Annotated in this window: 16 protein-coding genes and 1 riboswitch; of the genes, 13 read left to right on the top strand and 3 right to left on the bottom strand. The window is 58.2% G+C overall.

The window, feature by feature from the left end; genetic code table 11:
- Positions 1-6: 6 nt before the first annotated feature.
- The 5 genes from lnt to cmk all read left to right on the top strand — a co-directional run bounded on the left by lnt (position 7) and on the right by cmk (position 5,614).
- Positions 7-1,467, top strand: coding sequence for an apolipoprotein N-acyltransferase (gene lnt / locus AC2FF7_RS09990; RefSeq protein ID WP_496905585.1), 1,461 nt, complete (start codon positions 7-9; stop codon positions 1,465-1,467).
- A gap of 47 nt (positions 1,468-1,514) precedes the next feature.
- Positions 1,515-1,563, top strand: a riboswitch (SAM-SAH riboswitch).
- Between the two features lie 5 nt (positions 1,564-1,568).
- Positions 1,569-2,750: a methionine adenosyltransferase gene (gene metK, locus AC2FF7_RS09985; RefSeq protein ID WP_496905584.1), complete on the top strand. Its 1,182-nt coding sequence runs from the start codon at positions 1,569-1,571 to the stop codon at positions 2,748-2,750.
- A gap of 123 nt (positions 2,751-2,873) precedes the next feature.
- Entirely contained in the window at positions 2,874-3,584 is a 711-nt protein-coding gene (gene trmB / locus AC2FF7_RS09980; RefSeq protein WP_496905583.1) for a tRNA (guanosine(46)-N7)-methyltransferase TrmB, read from the top strand.
- 69 nt (positions 3,585-3,653) lie between these two features.
- Positions 3,654-5,000: a 3-phosphoshikimate 1-carboxyvinyltransferase gene (gene aroA / locus AC2FF7_RS09975; RefSeq protein WP_480866273.1), complete on the top strand. Its 1,347-nt coding sequence runs from the start codon at positions 3,654-3,656 to the stop codon at positions 4,998-5,000.
- Positions 4,997-5,614, top strand: coding sequence for a (d)CMP kinase (cmk, locus tag AC2FF7_RS09970; RefSeq protein WP_496905582.1), 618 nt, complete (start codon positions 4,997-4,999; stop codon positions 5,612-5,614). The genes aroA and cmk overlap by 4 nt, the downstream gene beginning before the upstream one ends.
- A 27-nt stretch (positions 5,615-5,641) precedes the next feature.
- Here the strand turns inward: cmk and AC2FF7_RS09965 are convergent, their stop codons facing one another.
- Positions 5,642-6,121 carry a YHS domain-containing (seleno)protein gene (locus AC2FF7_RS09965; RefSeq protein WP_170753648.1) on the bottom strand — a complete coding sequence of 160 codons (480 nt, stop codon included), beginning with the start codon at positions 6,119-6,121 and terminating at the stop codon, positions 5,642-5,644.
- A 218-nt stretch (positions 6,122-6,339) separates the two neighbouring features.
- Here AC2FF7_RS09965 and AC2FF7_RS09960 point away from each other — a divergent pair, with 218 nt between their 5' ends.
- From AC2FF7_RS09960 to trpB, 8 genes are all read left to right on the top strand, one after another.
- On the top strand, positions 6,340-6,873 hold the full coding sequence (locus tag AC2FF7_RS09960) for a hypothetical protein (RefSeq protein WP_170354858.1): 534 nt from the start codon (positions 6,340-6,342) through the stop codon (positions 6,871-6,873).
- 137 nt (positions 6,874-7,010) lie between these two features.
- Positions 7,011-8,690, top strand: a complete 1,680-nt coding sequence (locus AC2FF7_RS09955; protein ID WP_480866270.1) for a tryptophan halogenase family protein — start codon at positions 7,011-7,013, stop codon at positions 8,688-8,690.
- 126 nt (positions 8,691-8,816) lie between these two features.
- Entirely contained in the window at positions 8,817-9,137 is a 321-nt protein-coding gene (locus AC2FF7_RS09950) for a DUF6525 family protein (protein WP_480866650.1), read from the top strand.
- A gap of 237 nt (positions 9,138-9,374) precedes the next feature.
- On the top strand, positions 9,375-11,051 hold the full coding sequence (rpsA, locus tag AC2FF7_RS09945; RefSeq protein ID WP_170354861.1) for a 30S ribosomal protein S1: 1,677 nt from the start codon (positions 9,375-9,377) through the stop codon (positions 11,049-11,051).
- Between the two features lie 270 nt (positions 11,052-11,321).
- Positions 11,322-11,606, top strand: a complete 285-nt coding sequence (gene ihfB / locus AC2FF7_RS09940; RefSeq protein ID WP_170354862.1) for an integration host factor subunit beta — start codon at positions 11,322-11,324, stop codon at positions 11,604-11,606.
- Positions 11,607-11,612: 6 nt separating this feature from the next.
- Positions 11,613-11,963, top strand: a complete 351-nt coding sequence (locus AC2FF7_RS09935; protein WP_170355059.1) for a lipopolysaccharide assembly protein LapA domain-containing protein — start codon at positions 11,613-11,615, stop codon at positions 11,961-11,963.
- Between the two features lie 6 nt (positions 11,964-11,969).
- Complete coding sequence (locus tag AC2FF7_RS09930; protein ID WP_170753650.1) at positions 11,970-12,620, top strand: phosphoribosylanthranilate isomerase; 651 nt, start codon at positions 11,970-11,972, stop codon at positions 12,618-12,620.
- A gap of 92 nt (positions 12,621-12,712) precedes the next feature.
- Positions 12,713-13,960, top strand: a complete 1,248-nt coding sequence (gene trpB, locus AC2FF7_RS09925) for a tryptophan synthase subunit beta (protein WP_170354864.1) — start codon at positions 12,713-12,715, stop codon at positions 13,958-13,960.
- A gap of 66 nt (positions 13,961-14,026) precedes the next feature.
- Here the strand turns inward: trpB and AC2FF7_RS09920 are convergent, their stop codons facing one another.
- Positions 14,027-14,401 carry a DUF2237 family protein gene (locus tag AC2FF7_RS09920; protein WP_480866267.1) on the bottom strand — a complete coding sequence of 125 codons (375 nt, stop codon included), beginning with the start codon at positions 14,399-14,401 and terminating at the stop codon, positions 14,027-14,029.
- Positions 14,402-14,410: 9 nt separating this feature from the next.
- A complete protein-coding gene (locus tag AC2FF7_RS09915; RefSeq protein ID WP_496905581.1) occupies positions 14,411-15,574 on the bottom strand; it encodes a serine hydrolase domain-containing protein in 1,164 nt (387 codons plus the stop codon).
- Positions 15,575-15,603: the final 29 nt, after the last annotated feature.

The following is a 15,603-nucleotide window of genomic DNA, read 5'->3' as shown; positions in this document are numbered from 1 at the left end:
TTCTGGATGACTTTTGGTTTGGCAGCGTTTCTGGGCGCCATTGCGGCGTTTGGGCTAGCGCCATTCGGTTATTGGTTTGCAACTGTGGCCGCGCTGCTTGGTCTTGGGCCGTTGTTCGTCACTGCGCCTTCTCGGTCACGCGCGGCCTGGATCGGCTGGGCATTTGCCACCGGGTATTTTGCGCATGCTCTCAGCTGGATTGTCGAGCCCTTTCTGGTCGATGCCGAGCGTCACGCCTGGATGGCGCCATTTGCCCTGATTTTCATGGCCGGAGGGCTCGCGCTATTCTGGACCTGCGCTTTTTGGCTGGTGCGCCGTCCGAGCGCGTCTGCACTTGGTCAGGCTGTCTTGCTTGCATTGGCGGTTTCGCTTGCCGAGGGGGCGCGGGGGTATGTTCTGACGGGATTTCCATGGGCTGGATTGGCGCAAATATGGGTTGACACTCCGGTGGTCCATGTTCTGGCGTTGATCGGCCCTTATGGGTTGGGCGCCGTGACCTTGTTGGCAACGTTACCTCTCGGGGCGGCGTTGGTGCAGCGCTCAAGGATCGGGGCGGCAGCCACGTTGTCTGTTGGTGCTATCGGGCTGGTAGTGGCTAGTGCGTTGTCTGTGCCTGCAGTGACCTTTACCGGTCATGTTGTCCGGATTGTGCAGCCCAATGCGCCGCAACACCAGAAATGGGACCCTGACTACGCTCCGCTTTTCTTTGCACTACAGTTGGAGTTTTCAGCAGCGCAGCCCCGACCGGATATGATTGTTTGGCCTGAAACGTCTGTCCCGGCTTGGTTGGGTAGCGCGCAACCCTATCTGGATGCAATCGCGGATGCAGCCAAGGGTGTGCCAGTTGTCTTTGGGATACAAAGAGGCGAGGGGCCTCGGATCTACAACTCATTGGTCTATCTGGGCGAAAATGGCCAGCAAGACGCGTTGTATGACAAACATCACCTTGCCCCGTTTGGCGAGTATGTTCCTTTTGGCGATTTAATGGCGCGTTTCGGTGTTTACGGGATGGCGACTACAACGGGACATGGTTTCAGTGCAGGGCCAGGGGCCGAACTGTTCGAGGCGGGCAAGCTGGGCAAAGCACTGCCATTGATTTGTTATGAGGCCGTCTTTACGCAAGATGTTCTATCGGCTCCGGCGCGGGCTGATTTTTTGCTTCAGATCACAAATGATGCCTGGTTTGGAACCCGTTCGGGACCATATCAGCACCTTGCGCAGGCGCAGATGCGCGCTGTTGAACAGGGTCTTCCGATGATGCGTGCCGCTAATACCGGTGTGTCCGCCATGATCGACCCGCTGGGTCAGGTGACGCAGTCTTTGGCGCTGGGAAACGCGGGTTTCATAGACGCTGAGCTTCCTGCGCCTTTGGCAGCGACCCTTTATTCCAGGCTTGGCGACTATCCTCTTTTCCTTGCACTGTTTTTCGCGACGATCGCACTGTGGCGACCTGCTCGGCGGACTTGATAGCAATTACTGATTGACGCTTTCAAACTCTGAGCGTATCCCCCATGTGCCCGTCACAACGGCTTCCTGGCGTGATGGGGAAATCTTAATGGAGCACTTTTATGTCCCGACAGAACTATACTTTCACTTCGGAGTCCGTATCCGAAGGGCACCCCGACAAGGTCTGTGACCGGATTTCGGATGCGGTACTTGACGCATTTCTGAACGAAGAACCTGAAGCGCGCGTGGCGTGTGAAACTTTTGCCACGACCAACCGGGTTGTTATTGGTGGCGAAGTCGGTTTGTCGGATCAAGACAAACTTCACGATTACATGGGTCGCATCGACGAGATCGCGCGCGACTGTATCAAGGATATTGGCTACGAGCAGGACAAGTTCCACCACGAGACCGTCGAGGTTACAAACCTGCTGCACGAGCAATCTGCCCACATCGCACAGGGCGTTGATGCCTCGGGCGACAAGGACGAAGGCGCCGGCGACCAGGGGATCATGTTCGGCTACGCTACGACCGAAACGTCTGCGCTGATGCCGGCCCCGATTCAGTATTCCCACGCGATCCTGCGCCGTCTGGCAGAGGTCCGTAAAAACGGTACCGAGCCCGCGCTGGGCCCTGACGCGAAATCGCAACTGTCGGTCGTGTACCGCGATGGCAAGCCTGTGGGGGTCAGCTCGATCGTGTTGTCGACCCAGCACCTGGATGCAGCGCTGTCTTCGGATGATATCCGCGCTATTGTCGAGCCTTATATCCGCGAAACCCTGCCCGAAGGCTGGCTGACGGCCGAGACCGAGTGGCACGTGAACCCAACCGGCAAATTCGTGATTGGCGGCCCCGACGGGGATGCGGGCCTGACCGGCCGTAAAATCATCGTCGACACCTATGGCGGTGCCGCACCTCATGGAGGCGGCGCGTTCTCGGGCAAAGACCCGACCAAGGTGGACCGTTCAGCGGCCTATGCGGCGCGCTATCTGGCCAAGAACGTAGTCGCTGCTGGCATGGCGGAACGCTGCACCATTCAGCTGAGCTATGCGATTGGTGTTTCCAAGCCGCTTTCGATCTATGCCGAGACCTATGGCACAGGTCAGGTTTCCGACGCCGAAATCGAAAAGGCCGTTGGACAGGCGATGGACCTGACACCGCGCGGTATTCGTGAACATCTGCAGATGAACAAGCCGATCTACCAGCGCACTGCAGCTTATGGTCACTTTGGCCGTGAACCCGATGCGGATGGCGGTTTCAGCTGGGAACGCACCGACCTTGTGGACGCGCTGAAAGCGGCGGTCTGATCGGTATCCAAAGGTGCGCCCTGACGGGCGCGCTCTTTTCTGGTGCTTTTTGGGGGCGGCGGGTCTGTTGAGTGGACCGGCCGCCTCTTGCGTCTGTGGTGTCTGCGCAGTATGGGCACGGCCATGAGCACCGAGACACCCCAACGCCCCCGCAGGAACTTTTATGGCCGCTTCAAGGGCAAAACCCTGAAGCCCAGTCAAAAGACGTATCTGAGCGAAGACCTCGATGCGCTGTCCCCCGGTGCGGTCGATTGGGAGAGTAACCCCGAACGCGCGCCGCTGGACCTGCAGGCGCTGTTTGGCGGGCGGGATGTCTGGCTTGAGGTTGGCTTTGGCGGCGGTGAGCATCTGGTGCATCAGGCGGCGAACAACCCCGATATCGGCATCATCGGGGCCGAACCCTACATCAACGGCGTCGCCATGTTGCTGGGCAAGATCCGGCAGGCTGGGGTCGAGAACCTCGCTGTGCATCCTGGCGATGCGCGCGACCTGTTCGATGTTTTGCCCGAGGCCAGCATCTCGCGTGTATTCCTGCTCTATCCCGATCCGTGGCCCAAGACGCGGCACCATCGTCGCCGCTTTGTGACACAGGAACATCTGCAACCGCTGGCGCGGGCGCTGAAACCGGGTTCGATCTTTCGGGTCGCGACTGATATTCCCGACTATGTTCGCCAAACGCTTGAGGAAGTGCCACGCGCCGGGTTCGAGTGGCTGGCCGAGCGCCCGGCTGACTGGCGCGAACCATGGGACGATTGGATTTCCACCCGTTACGAACAGAAGGCTCTGCGCGAAGGGCGCACGCCGCATTACCTGACCTTCCGCCGCACAGGCTGATTGCCGCTGGACCAACCGGCCCCAATTCGCTAATCGGCTAAGGCACTGATAGCGAAAACAGGAGCCCCCATGTCCGGACACGGCACGCCCATCCCGATGACCTCATATCCCTGCGGTCCGCTGACCGGAACGGCAGAGGTGCCCGGCGACAAGTCGATCTCGCACCGATCGCTGATCTTGGGCGCGATGGCGGTGGGTGAGACGAAGATTTCCGGCCTGCTAGAGGGCGAAGATGTTATGGACACCGCCAAGGCCATGCGCGCTTTTGGGGCCGAGGTCACAGATCACGGCGGCGGCGAATGGACCGTGCATGGCGTGGGCGTTGGCGGGTTCGCCGAGCCGGATCAGGTGATCGATTGCGGTAACTCGGGCACCGGGGTACGGCTGATCATGGGCGCGATGGCAACCTGTCCGATCTCGGCCACGTTTACCGGCGATGCCAGCCTGAACAAACGCCCGATGGCGCGGGTGACGGACCCGCTGGCGCTGTTTGGGGCGCAATCGGTTGGTCGCTCGGGTGGGCGTTTACCGATGACCATCGTGGGCGCGGCCGAACCCGTTCCGGTACGCTATGAGGTGCCGGTGCCGTCAGCGCAGGTGAAATCTGCTGTGCTGCTGGCAGGTCTGAACGCACCGGGCAAAACTGTTGTCGTTGAAAAAGAGGCCACCCGCGACCATTCGGAACGGATGCTGGCCGGGTTCGGCGCAGAGATCACCGTTGAGGATACAGATGAGGGCCGGGTGATCACCCTGACCGGTCGCCCCGAGTTGAAGCCCCAGGTTATTGCCGTTCCGCGCGACCCGTCCAGCGCGGCGTTTCCGGTTTGCGCAGCGCTGATCACGCCCGGTTCGGATGTTTTGGTGCCGGGCATTGGCCTGAACCCGACCCGCGCGGGGCTGTTTACCACGCTGCGCGAGATGGGCGCGGACCTGACTTATGAAAACGAACGCGAAGAAGGCGGCGAGCCCGTTGCCGATCTGCGGGCGAAATACTCGCCTAACATGAAGGGCATCAACGTGCCGCCGGAACGAGCGGCCTCGATGATTGACGAATACCCGGTGCTGTCCGTGGTTGCGGCCAATGCCACCGGCACCACGATGATGGGCGGCGTGAAAGAGCTGCGCGTCAAGGAAAGCGACCGGATCGACGCAATGGCCCGCGGGTTGCGCGCCAATGGTGTGACCGTGGAAGAGGGTGAAGAATGGTGGTCGGTTGACGGTCTGGGCATCGGAAATGTTCCCGGCGGCGGTACCTGCGAGAGCTTTTTGGATCACCGCATCGCCATGTCGTTCATGGTGATGGGAATGGGAGCGAAAACGCCGGTCTCGGTTGATGATGGCGCTCCGATTGCAACCTCGTTCCCGATCTTTGAACCGCTGATGGCGACGCTGGGCGCCAAGGTCGAACGCGCGTGAGTTTCACGGTTGCCATAGACGGGCCAGCGGCTGCAGGGAAGGGCACGATCTCTAAGGCCGTCGCGGCGCATTTCGGCTTTGCCCATCTGGATACCGGGTTGCTCTACCGCGCGGTGGGGCGGCGCACGCTTGAGGGGATGGACCCGATCGCAGCGGCGCAGGCCCTGACAGCCGAAGAATTGCAACAGGGTGACCTGCGTACGGCCGAGATCGCGCAGGCGGCCTCGAAAGTGGCGGTGATCTCCGAGGTCCGCGCGGCTCTGGTCGATTTCCAGCGCGCCTTTGCGCGGCGGGTCGGGGGTGCGGTTCTGGACGGGCGCGATATTGGCACTGTCATTTGCCCCAATGCCGAGGCGAAGTTGTTCGTAACCGCCAGTGCCGAGGTCCGGGCTGAGCGGCGTTACCTTGAATTGAGTGCCAAGGGGGCCAATGTCACGCGCGATCAGGTTCTGGCCGATGTGCGCGAACGCGATGCGCGGGATGCAGAACGCAGCACGGCCCCGATGAAACCGGCCGAGGATGCGGTGCAACTGGACACATCGCAACTGAGCATCGAGGACGCTTTGGCGCAGGCCATCGAGCTAATCGAACAGAAAAAGCCCGCGACGCCGTAACGCCGCGAGCTTTCGCTTGGAGGTGGGTTAAAGCTCGCCGACTGCGACGCTTTTGATCTTTGACCATTTGCCATCAGCGGTTTTTGCCGTGCCGGGTACGTCTTTCAAAAACGCGGCGCGGGTTTCGGCATTCAGGAACAGGTACAGCTTGCCGTCGGCGACCAGGTATTGATCCGGATCACCGTCAAATTTCTTGCCAACCGACACCCCGAACGAGCAGAACCCACCATGCTGCGGCAGATAGGCGGCGGGGTTTGCCTCGAACGCGGCAAGGTTCTCGGCGGTGGTGAAATAGTAGGAGGCACCGTCATAGGTGGCCGAATGGTTGGCAAAACCATCAACCGGATTGCCGTCATTGACCAGTGCCACCAGATCGACCCCATGTGCGGCCAGAGGAGCGCCCGCCGCCGAGATACCGTTCGAGACGTTGATTTCATCTGCGGCAAAGGCCGGGGCGGCGATCAGGGGCAGGGTGGCGATCAGAGTGGTCAGAACCAGGGATTTCATTGCGTTTCCTTTCATCATTTAAGCTGGGCGCGGCCGGATTGCCCGCCGCTGAAACAAACCTAGGCGTCAGGAGTTGAACGGACTATGATTGATGAGCTTGAAAACATTGCAGATCGTCCGATACTCGGATCGTTTGGAAGGTTCTCCTCACCAAGCTTTGTTTGGCCAGTGTCGTTTGATCCACATATGTTCAATGGGCAACCTGCAGGAGCGATGCGATGATCCGACTAGCCCTTTTTCTGATAGTTCTGGCCACAGGTCTGGCCGCTCAAGAGGCGCAGGACGCTCCTGAGTTGGAACCGCCCATGACCTATGAGCGGCTAGGAAAAATTCTTTTCGCTTTGGACCCGGAGGCGCTGCCGCAGGGGCCTGGTTTTCAGCTGACGGTCGGGGATACTCCGGTTCTGGTCATCACGGATGTGAACGCCGATCGGATGCGGGCCATGGTGTCGATTAGCAGCGCGGCTGATCTGTCACCCGCGGACCTGCAGCGCATGATGCAGGCGAATTTCGACAGTACGCTAGATGCGCGTTATGCGATCGCCAACGGTACCTTGTGGGCGGCCTATATTCATCCGTTGTCCACGTTGGAAAAAGACCAGCTGATCTCGGGTCTGGCCCAAACGGTTAACATCGCCAAGACATACGGCACCCTCTATTCCGGCGGTGCTGCAGAATTCGGTGGTGGTGACAGTCAGGGCCTACAGCGCGAATTGATTGATGAGCTTTTGAAGAAAGGCGAAGAGATCTGAGGCAGGCGCAACTATGCGCGTTCTGATGCTTGTCTGACACGCCGTTTTGGCGCGCTCAACGCCTATGTCATAGGCTCTGGCCCGGTGCGGGAAAACTGTTATAGTTCCCCAAAATAAAAAGGGGGGAGCAGAGCAGAATGAACAATCGATTGCGCAAAATCACCATTGTGGGTGGCGGTACAGCCGGGTGGATGACCGCACTTATCCTTGAGATGGTGTTGTCCCGGACATCGGCGCCAAAAGATCGACCGCGGATATGTCTGATCGAAAGCCCGAATATTTCGACTGTGGGTGTGGGCGAAGCAACGGTTCCTCGTATGCCGGTGACGCTCCGGCAGGCTGGAATAGCTGAACGGGATTTCTTTCGCGAAACCAACGCTTCCTTCAAGCTGGGTGTGAAGTTCTGCAACTGGAACAAGGACGCCAAAGGTAACCGTATCGATTATATGAACCCATTTGCTCATGGCCAAATGCTGGAAGGGCTTGAAGCGGCCGAGTATTACTTGCGATTTGGCAATGGGGATCGGGATTTCACGCAATCGATCGCTCCGCATGACGATTTGGCCCGTCTCTGCAAAGGCGCGCGACCGCTGGGCGCACCAGAATTCGAGCAGCGATTTGGCTATGCGTATCATCTGGATGCGGTGAAATTCGCAGGGATGCTGACCAGGGTTTGCACCCAGCGCGGTGTCGAGCACATTCAGGATGAGGTCCAGTCGGTTGAATTGGACGAGCAAGGCAATGTCAGCCACCTGATGTTAGAGCGTAAAGGTCGCCATGACATCGAGATGGTTGTGGATTGCACCGGGTTCCGTGGGTTAATCATCAATCAGGCTCTGGGTGAGCCGTTCATGGATTACTCGGACTATCTGCCAAATGACCGGGCGATGGCATTGCAGATCGAACATCCTGATCCGGACAAGATCGAGAGTGCCACACGGTCCACGGCCCTGGGGGCCGGTTGGACCTGGCGCGTGCCTTTGTTTAACCGAGTGGGCACCGGCTATGTGTATTCCTCGGCGCATCGCACGGATGATCAGGCGGCGGACGAGTATCTTGAATGGTTGGGAGACAGCGGCAAGGGACTGACGCCGCGCGTTATCCCGATGCGCGTTGGGCGGGTGCGAAACGCCTGGGTAAAGAACTGCGTCGCCATCGGTCTGTCTGGCGGTTTCATCGAACCGTTGGAGAGCACTGCGATCCACATGATCGACCATGCGATCCGCTGGTTTGCCGAACACCTGCCGACGCGTGATATCGAGCCGTCACTGCGCGCGCGCTACAACCGGCAGATGGATAAGCTCTATGACGAGGTGCTTGAATTCATTTGTCTGCATTACCGGCTGGGCAACCGCACGGATGATCAATATTGGATCGACGCACGGACCGAGATGAAAATTCCCGACCGGTTGGCTGAGAACCTTGAGCTTTGGCAGCACCGTTTGCCTATGCAGCACGATGTCGAGTTTGCCACTCTGTTCGACCATCGCGTTTTCCAAACAGTGTTACTAGGCAAACAGGTCTACGACACCGGCTATGGAACTGGTATTCGCGACCGCGTTCGTCCGTTGAAAAAACCGATTTGGTTCCAATGGTGGAAGGGCGCGAAGGTGGATCTGGCTCAGATCCTTAAGTCCATGCCAGATCATAAGACATTGCTACGCGACATTCGCGGTGAGTTGGAAAAACCGGCCTTCGGTAAGCCGGCAAGGCCGACAGTGGCGATGCCAGGGGTAAAACCGGCACCTTTGGCCGTTCAGAACATGCCGAACTTTGCTGAAATTCAAAGCGGCGCAAAGGATTTGCAACTCTTTTAGCAGCACCTTGCGCGGTGCAAAAAAATGTTCAGACCAAACTTGGGGGCAGGGCAAAATCCTGCCCCTTTTCTTTGAAGGGAACTCTTGTTGGTCGCCCTTTGGTATGTAATAACATCACAAATTGCGATGAGGCCAACGGTGCATTTTGAAGATGATACACATTTTAAGCGCGGGACGGTCAGGCGAAGCGGCCGTAACCTGCGCAGTAATCTGAAACGCCGGCGGCGGTGCACGTGCCCGATGCAGGCATACGACTCGTTGCCCTCTGAATTACGCGCCTGGCTGGCAGAAGCGTGCTTGCCCTGGAGCCCTTCCTCGGCCCTGAAAATCTGGAATCGTTCGGGTGGATCGGTAAATGCTGCCGAAGCCCTGTCCCGGCTTGATGCAATCGAGCAGTCTATGTTGAGAAGGGACTCGGTTGTCTGGACGGGCAAAGAATGCGCGTAAGCTGGCAATTAAGGGCTTTGCTCTTGCGCATTGCCTGAAATCGGCCTATACGCGCGCTGTCTTAACACGGGCGGTCAACGTCCGGATGACGTATCTGAGCAGGGCCGGGTTACCTCGGCCCTTTGTGTTTGTGTAGTCAGATGCGCACCGGATTACGCTTGCAAGGCACCATGAAACAAGACCGGCGGAGACAACCGCTCGGCCAGAAAAAACACTTGTAAAGGAAAACACTGCCACATGGCTGATACATCCATGGAGGAATTCGAAGCCCTCCTGAACGAAAGCTTCGAAATGGACACGCCCGAAGAGGGCTCTGTTGTCAAAGGCAAGGTTCTGGCGATCGAAGCCGGCCAGGCCATCATCGACGTAGGCTACAAAATGGAAGGCCGCGTTGATCTGAAAGAATTCGCAAATCCCGGCGAAGCCCCTGAAATCGCTGTTGGTGATGAGGTCGAAGTTTACCTGCGCGCCGCAGAAAACGCCCGTGGCGAAGCTGTCATCTCGCGCGAGATGGCCCGCCGTGAAGAGGCATGGGACCGTCTGGAAAAAGCATATGCCGACGACCAGCGCGTCGAAGGTGCAATCTTTGGCCGCGTCAAAGGTGGCTTCACCGTCGATCTGGGTGGCGCAGTTGCGTTCCTGCCCGGCAGCCAGGTTGACGTGCGCCCCGTGCGCGACGCTGGCCCGCTGATGGGTCTGAAGCAGCCGTTCCAGATTCTGAAAATGGACCGCCGCCGTGGCAACATCGTTGTCTCGCGTCGCGCAATCCTGGAAGAATCGCGTGCCGAACAGCGCGCCGAAGTTATCGGCAACCTGTCCGAAGGTCAGACCGTCGAGGGTGTTGTCAAAAACATCACCGAATACGGTGCATTCGTTGACCTGGGCGGCGTTGACGGCCTGCTGCACGTCACCGACATGGCATGGCGCCGTGTGAACCACCCGTCCGAGATCCTGACGATCGGCGAAACCATCAAGGTTCAGGTCATCAAGATCAACAAAGAGACCCACCGCATCAGCCTTGGCATGAAGCAGCTGCAAGAAGATCCGTGGGATCTGGTTGCTGCGAAATACCCGCTGGGCTCGGTCCATCAGGGTCGTGTCACCAACATCACCGACTACGGCGCGTTCGTCGAGCTGGAAGCCGGTGTCGAAGGTCTGGTGCACGTATCCGAGATGTCCTGGACCAAGAAAAACGTCCACCCCGGCAAGATCGTTTCGACCAGCCAGGAAGTCGACGTCATGGTTCTGGAAATCGACGGCGCCAAGCGTCGCGTGTCTCTGGGCCTGAAGCAGACTCAGCGCAACCCGTGGGAAGTGTTTGCAGAAACACACCCCGAGGGCACCGAGGTCGAAGGCGAAGTCAAGAACATCACCGAATTCGGTCTGTTCATTGGCCTCGAAGGCGACATCGACGGCATGGTTCACCTGTCGGACCTGTCCTGGGACGAGCGTGGCGAGGATGCGATCCAGAACTACCGCAAAGGCGACATGGTTTCGGCCGTCGTTTCGGAAGTTGACGTCGAAAAAGAGCGTATCTCGCTGTCGATCAAAGCCCTGGGCGGTGACAAGTTCGCCGAAGCCGTGGGCGGCGTGAAGCGTGGTTCGGTCATCACCGTTGAGGTCACCGCGATCGAAGATGGTGGTATCGAGGTGGAATACGAAGGCATGAAGTCCTTCATCCGCCGTTCGGACCTTTCGCGTGACCGTGCCGAGCAGCGCCCCGAGCGTTTCAACACTGGCGACAAGGTCGACGTCCGCGTCACCAATGTCGACAGCAAGACTCGCCGTCTGGGCCTGTCGATCAAAGCACGCGAAATCGCCGAAGAGAAAGAGGCCGTGGAACAGTACGGTTCTTCCGACTCGGGCGCGTCGCTGGGCGATATCCTGGGCGCAGCGCTGAAGTCGGGCGACTAAGTCCGGACCTCAGTCCAAACAGTTTTACGGCCCCGTACAAGAGTGCGGGGCCGTTTTTGTTGCGAATCAATATGTTCTGAATTTTGAGCTATATTCACCTGCTGTTCATGCTTTAGGGGGTCAATTCCCGTGAACGGGCAAAAAATCGCGTGACTTTGAGGCAGAATCAAGGCTCAGCAGACAGAGTCAACGTTCCCCCGAACTAAGTTTTTTCCTATACTGTTCAGAATAATAGACATGGTAATCCGGTCGCCTGGGAGGGTAACGCATATGATCCGTTCAGAACTGATTCAGAAAATCGCCGACGAGAACCCACATCTTTACCAACGCGATGTCGAGCGGATCGTGAATACTGTGTTCGAAGAAGTGACCGATGCCATGGCCCGTGGTGATCGGGTTGAACTGCGTGGCTTTGGAGCGTTTTCGGTCAAACAGCGCGACGCGCGGGTGGGCCGAAACCCCCGTACTGGCGAGACCGTTCAGGTCGAAGAAAAAAGTGTTCCGTTTTTCAAGACTGGCAAGTTGCTAAGGGACCGTTTGAACGGTAAAGCCTAAGGCATGATGCGCTACGTTAGATATGCTTTTTTGGCGATCCTCGCGATCGTTCTGATCTCGGTTTCGCTGGCCAACCGCGAAGCCGTTGAGCTGACACTGATGCCTCAGGCGATTGCCGATCTGATTGGGTTCAATATCAGCACCTCTCTGCCCTTGTTTCTTGTGGTTCTGGGCAGCGTTGTTGCGGGCCTGGTTATCGGGTTCCTCTGGGAATGGCTGCGTGAGCATAAGCACCGTGCAGATGCGTCGGCCAAAACCGGTGAAGTTCGCAAACTTGAACGCGAAGTCAAAAAGCTCAAGAAAAAGCAGAACGAAGGCAAGGATGAGGTCCTCGCCATTCTGGACGAGGCCAGCTAAGCTAACATGTCCGATGTAGCGGTCAAAATTTGCGGCCTGACCGCCGCTGACCAAGTGCGCGCCGCAGCGGACGCAGGCGCGCGGTATCTAGGGTTCAACTTCTTTCCGAAATCACCGCGCTATGTCTCGCCGGAGCAAGCCGCCCAACTAACGGATCACGTCCCTGTCGGTGTGGCAAAAGTGGCCTTGGTGGTGAACGCATCTGATACGTTGCTGGACAGCATTACCGCAGCTGCCCCGTTCGACATGTTACAGCTACACGGGTCGGAAAGCGTAGAACGTGTGCAAGAAGTCAAAGCGCGTTACGGTCTGCCCGTCATAAAGGTGGTTGGCGTGGCCGATGCCAAAGACCTGCAAGCAATAGACACCTACAGTGATGTTGCCGACCAGTTGCTGGTTGATGCCAAGGCCCCTAAAAACGCGGTCTTGCCAGGTGGAAACGGGTTGGCCTTTGATTGGCGTTTGCTGGCTGGGCGTAAATACTGGCGCAAGCCTTGGATGCTGGCCGGTGGCTTGAACCCCGATAACGTGGCCGAGGCGATCCGGATGACCGGTGCACGTCAGGTGGACGTTGCCTCGGGTGTGGAGAGCGCGCCGGGTATCAAGGATGCCGATCTGATGCGTGCCTTTATCGCTGCGGCAAACGCGACCGGTTGACGCGTCTGGCAAAGCATCGAGCGAGTGCGTTTTGCCATGGCAAATCCCGCCGCTACCTCCTATGAACGAAAGGTAAGATGACGGAGACAGCCATGGCCAACGATCTTTTCAATTCCTTCATGTCCGGTCCTGATGAGCAGGGCCGTTTTGGCATCTTCGGCGGACGGTTTGTCAGCGAGACCCTGATGCCGCTGATCCTGTCGCTGGAAGAGGAATACGAGAAGGCCAAAGACGATCCGACTTTCTGGGCCGAGATGGATGATCTGTGGGCGAACTATGTGGGCCGCCCCTCGCCGCTGTATTACGCGGAACGTCTGACCGAACACTTGGGCGGCGCGAAGATTTACCTGAAACGTGATGAGCTGAACCACACCGGTGCGCATAAGATCAACAACGTGCTGGGGCAGATCATTCTGGCGCGCCGTATGGGCAAGACCCGGATCATCGCCGAGACCGGCGCAGGGCAGCACGGCGTGGCCACAGCCACCGTTTGCGCCAAGTTCGGCCTGAAATGCATCGTCTACATGGGCGCCCATGATGTGCAGCGTCAGGCCCCCAACGTGTTCCGTATGCGCCTGCTGGGGGCCGAGGTGATTCCGGTCACGTCCGGCCGAGGCACGCTGAAAGACGCGATGAACGATGCGCTGCGCGACTGGGTGACCAATGTGCGCGACACGTTCTATTGCATCGGCACCGTGGCCGGGCCGCACCCGTACCCGGCGATGGTCCGCGATTTCCAGTCGATCATCGGTAAGGAAGCGAAAGAGCAGATGATGAAGGCCGAAGGCCGTCTGCCCGACACTATCATTGCCGCCATCGGTGGTGGTTCAAACGCGATGGGCCTGTTCTACCCGTTCCTTGACGACAAATCGGTGAATATCATCGGTGTCGAGGCCGGTGGCAAAGGTGTGAACGAGAAGATGGAGCATTGCGCATCATTGACCGGCGGGCGACCCGGCGTGTTGCACGGCAACCGCACCTATCTGCTGCAGGATGATGATGGGCAGATTCTTGAGGGCTACTCGATCTCTGCCGGTCTGGACTATCCGGGCATCGGGCCCGAGCATTCCTGGCTGCACGACATCGGCCGCGCGCAATATGTGTCGATCACCGACAAAGAGGCGCTGGAGGCGTTCCAGCTGTGCTGCGCCACCGAAGGCATCATCCCCGCGCTGGAGCCCAGCCACGCACTGGCTCACGTTATGAAAATTGCGCCCGAACTTCCCAAAGATCACCTGATCTGTATGAACATGTGTGGACGGGGCGATAAGGACGTGCAGACCGTAGCCAAGTATCTGAACTTTGACATGTCGGATACAGAAGGCCGCAGCGCCGACTAAACCCGATTGCGAAAACCACAAAAGGCGCGCCTGCTTGAGCGCGCCTTTTTTTGTCCGCCCACCTGCTTAATCTGCGTTGGAATGCTCTGTCAGAATCGCCAGAGAGACGATGTCCAAAGCGCGCTGATGGGTTGCTTCAAGGTGCACTTTGGGTGCACACCCTTCGTCATGGGCCTGTAGAAAACGGCTGGCGCAAAGGCACCAACTGTCTCCGGGGTTGAGGCCGGGAAAGTTGAACTCGGGGCGCGGTGTGCTGAGGTCGTTGCCGACATACTTGGAAAAGGCCAGAAACTCGGCCGTCATCACGGCGCAGACCGTATGGCTGCCCTGATCTTCGGGGCACGTATTGCAGGCCCCGTCACGAAAGAACCCGGTCAGAGGGTCTTGGGAGCAGGGGGCCAGAACGCCCCCCAGCACGTTGATGCTGTCCTGTTTTTGCATGGCGACACCCTACAGGCTTTGCGCAATACTGCGAAACATTTCGACATTGGCTTCGTTTACGCCATCGTCGCGGAACTTGCGATCCGCTCCGGTCGTCACGATCAAAACGCCGCGGGGTTGGTCGAAATAGATATACTGACCGTAAACGCCCCGTGCGAGAAACTCGCCCTCATGCGCACCTATCGGAATCCACCATTGGTAGCCATAACCGATCTTCCCGACCTCGGTCGGAGCGCTGGGCAGGACGGATTCGGCGACCCAATCCGCGGGTACGAGTTGCTGACCGTTGTGCTGCCCATTCTGCAGGATCATTTGACCGAACCGGGCAAAATCCCGAGTTGTGAAGTTCAAGCCACCTAGAACAAAGGCAACCCCGGCACCGTCGGTCACGTAATAGCCGTCGTATTCCAGACCCAGCGGCTGAATGATCTTTTCGGTCAGCAAGTCAGTGACGCTGCGCCCGGTTGCGCCTCGGATCACCATTCCAATCACATGGGTGTCGATCGAGACATACTGCCAGGTCTCACCCGGTTTTGTGAAATTGTCCTGCAGCGAGGCTGCAAAATCGTCCAGCTTTCCACCCAACGCCACGACACGCCCCATACGGTTGATGTCTGACTTGGGGTCAAAATAATCCTCGTTGAATGTGACGCCGCTGGCCATATTCAGCACATTGCGCAGGGTCGCGCTGTCATAGGCCGTACCCTTCAGTTGCGGGGCGTATTGAACCACCTGATCATCCAACGAGGTGATCGCGCCTTCCTCCAATAGGATACCGAACAGAGCCGAAAGGTAGCTTTTGGCGACCGACCAGGAAATCCGGCGGTCTTCCGGCGTGGTGCCCAGGTAATACTCCTCGAACCGGATCTGACCATCCTGCATCACGAGAAGAGACGTCACAGCCCGGTCTTCGATCCACTGATCGGTGCCTTCGGGTAGATCAAAGCCAGTGCCATAGGGCAGGTCCCAGGTGGGGCCGTCACCGCGCGGCAGGTCGACCGTCAGGAACGCCTGATCCATATGCGAGAAGTTATGGACAATCTTGTCTTCGCTGAATAGCGAATTCACTGCCATAAGTCGCTGAATTTCTTCGCGTTTCCAGAAGCCAACAACCACGGCGGCCAGTACCAGCATCAATGTGATGCGCAGCACCCACTTCAACAGCGTTCTCATATGTCTCCTCCCATATGCGTGCTGTATTG

This window comes from Ruegeria sp. YTSC325 (genome assembly GCF_059609525.1).
Note: the sequence above shows the minus strand (reverse complement) of the source record. Positions and strands in the feature narration are given on the sequence as shown.

Bases quoted from the DNA above. Each gene is read 5' to 3' on its own strand.
- lnt (WP_496905585.1), top strand. From the start codon at position 7: ATGACTTTTGGTTTGGCAGCGTTTCTGGGCGCCATTGCGGCGTTTGGG.
- metK (WP_496905584.1), top strand. From the start codon at position 1,569: ATGTCCCGACAGAACTATACTTTCACTTCGGAGTCCGTATCCGAAGGG.
- trmB (WP_496905583.1), top strand. From the start codon at position 2,874: ATGAGCACCGAGACACCCCAACGCCCCCGCAGGAACTTTTATGGCCGC.
- aroA (WP_480866273.1), top strand. From the start codon at position 3,654: ATGTCCGGACACGGCACGCCCATCCCGATGACCTCATATCCCTGCGGT.
- AC2FF7_RS09965 (WP_170753648.1), bottom strand. From the start codon at position 6,121: ATGAAATCCCTGGTTCTGACCACTCTGATCGCCACCCTGCCCCTGATC.
- AC2FF7_RS09960 (WP_170354858.1), top strand. From the start codon at position 6,340: ATGATCCGACTAGCCCTTTTTCTGATAGTTCTGGCCACAGGTCTGGCC.
- AC2FF7_RS09955 (WP_480866270.1), top strand. From the start codon at position 7,011: ATGAACAATCGATTGCGCAAAATCACCATTGTGGGTGGCGGTACAGCC.
- AC2FF7_RS09950 (WP_480866650.1), top strand. From the start codon at position 8,817: ATGAGGCCAACGGTGCATTTTGAAGATGATACACATTTTAAGCGCGGG.
- rpsA (WP_170354861.1), top strand. From the start codon at position 9,375: ATGGCTGATACATCCATGGAGGAATTCGAAGCCCTCCTGAACGAAAGC.
- ihfB (WP_170354862.1), top strand. From the start codon at position 11,322: ATGATCCGTTCAGAACTGATTCAGAAAATCGCCGACGAGAACCCACAT.
- AC2FF7_RS09935 (WP_170355059.1), top strand. From the start codon at position 11,613: ATGCGCTACGTTAGATATGCTTTTTTGGCGATCCTCGCGATCGTTCTG.
- AC2FF7_RS09930 (WP_170753650.1), top strand. From the start codon at position 11,970: ATGTCCGATGTAGCGGTCAAAATTTGCGGCCTGACCGCCGCTGACCAA.
- trpB (WP_170354864.1), top strand. From the start codon at position 12,713: ATGGCCAACGATCTTTTCAATTCCTTCATGTCCGGTCCTGATGAGCAG.
- AC2FF7_RS09920 (WP_480866267.1), bottom strand. From the start codon at position 14,401: ATGCAAAAACAGGACAGCATCAACGTGCTGGGGGGCGTTCTGGCCCCC.
- AC2FF7_RS09915 (WP_496905581.1), bottom strand. From the start codon at position 15,574: ATGAGAACGCTGTTGAAGTGGGTGCTGCGCATCACATTGATGCTGGTA.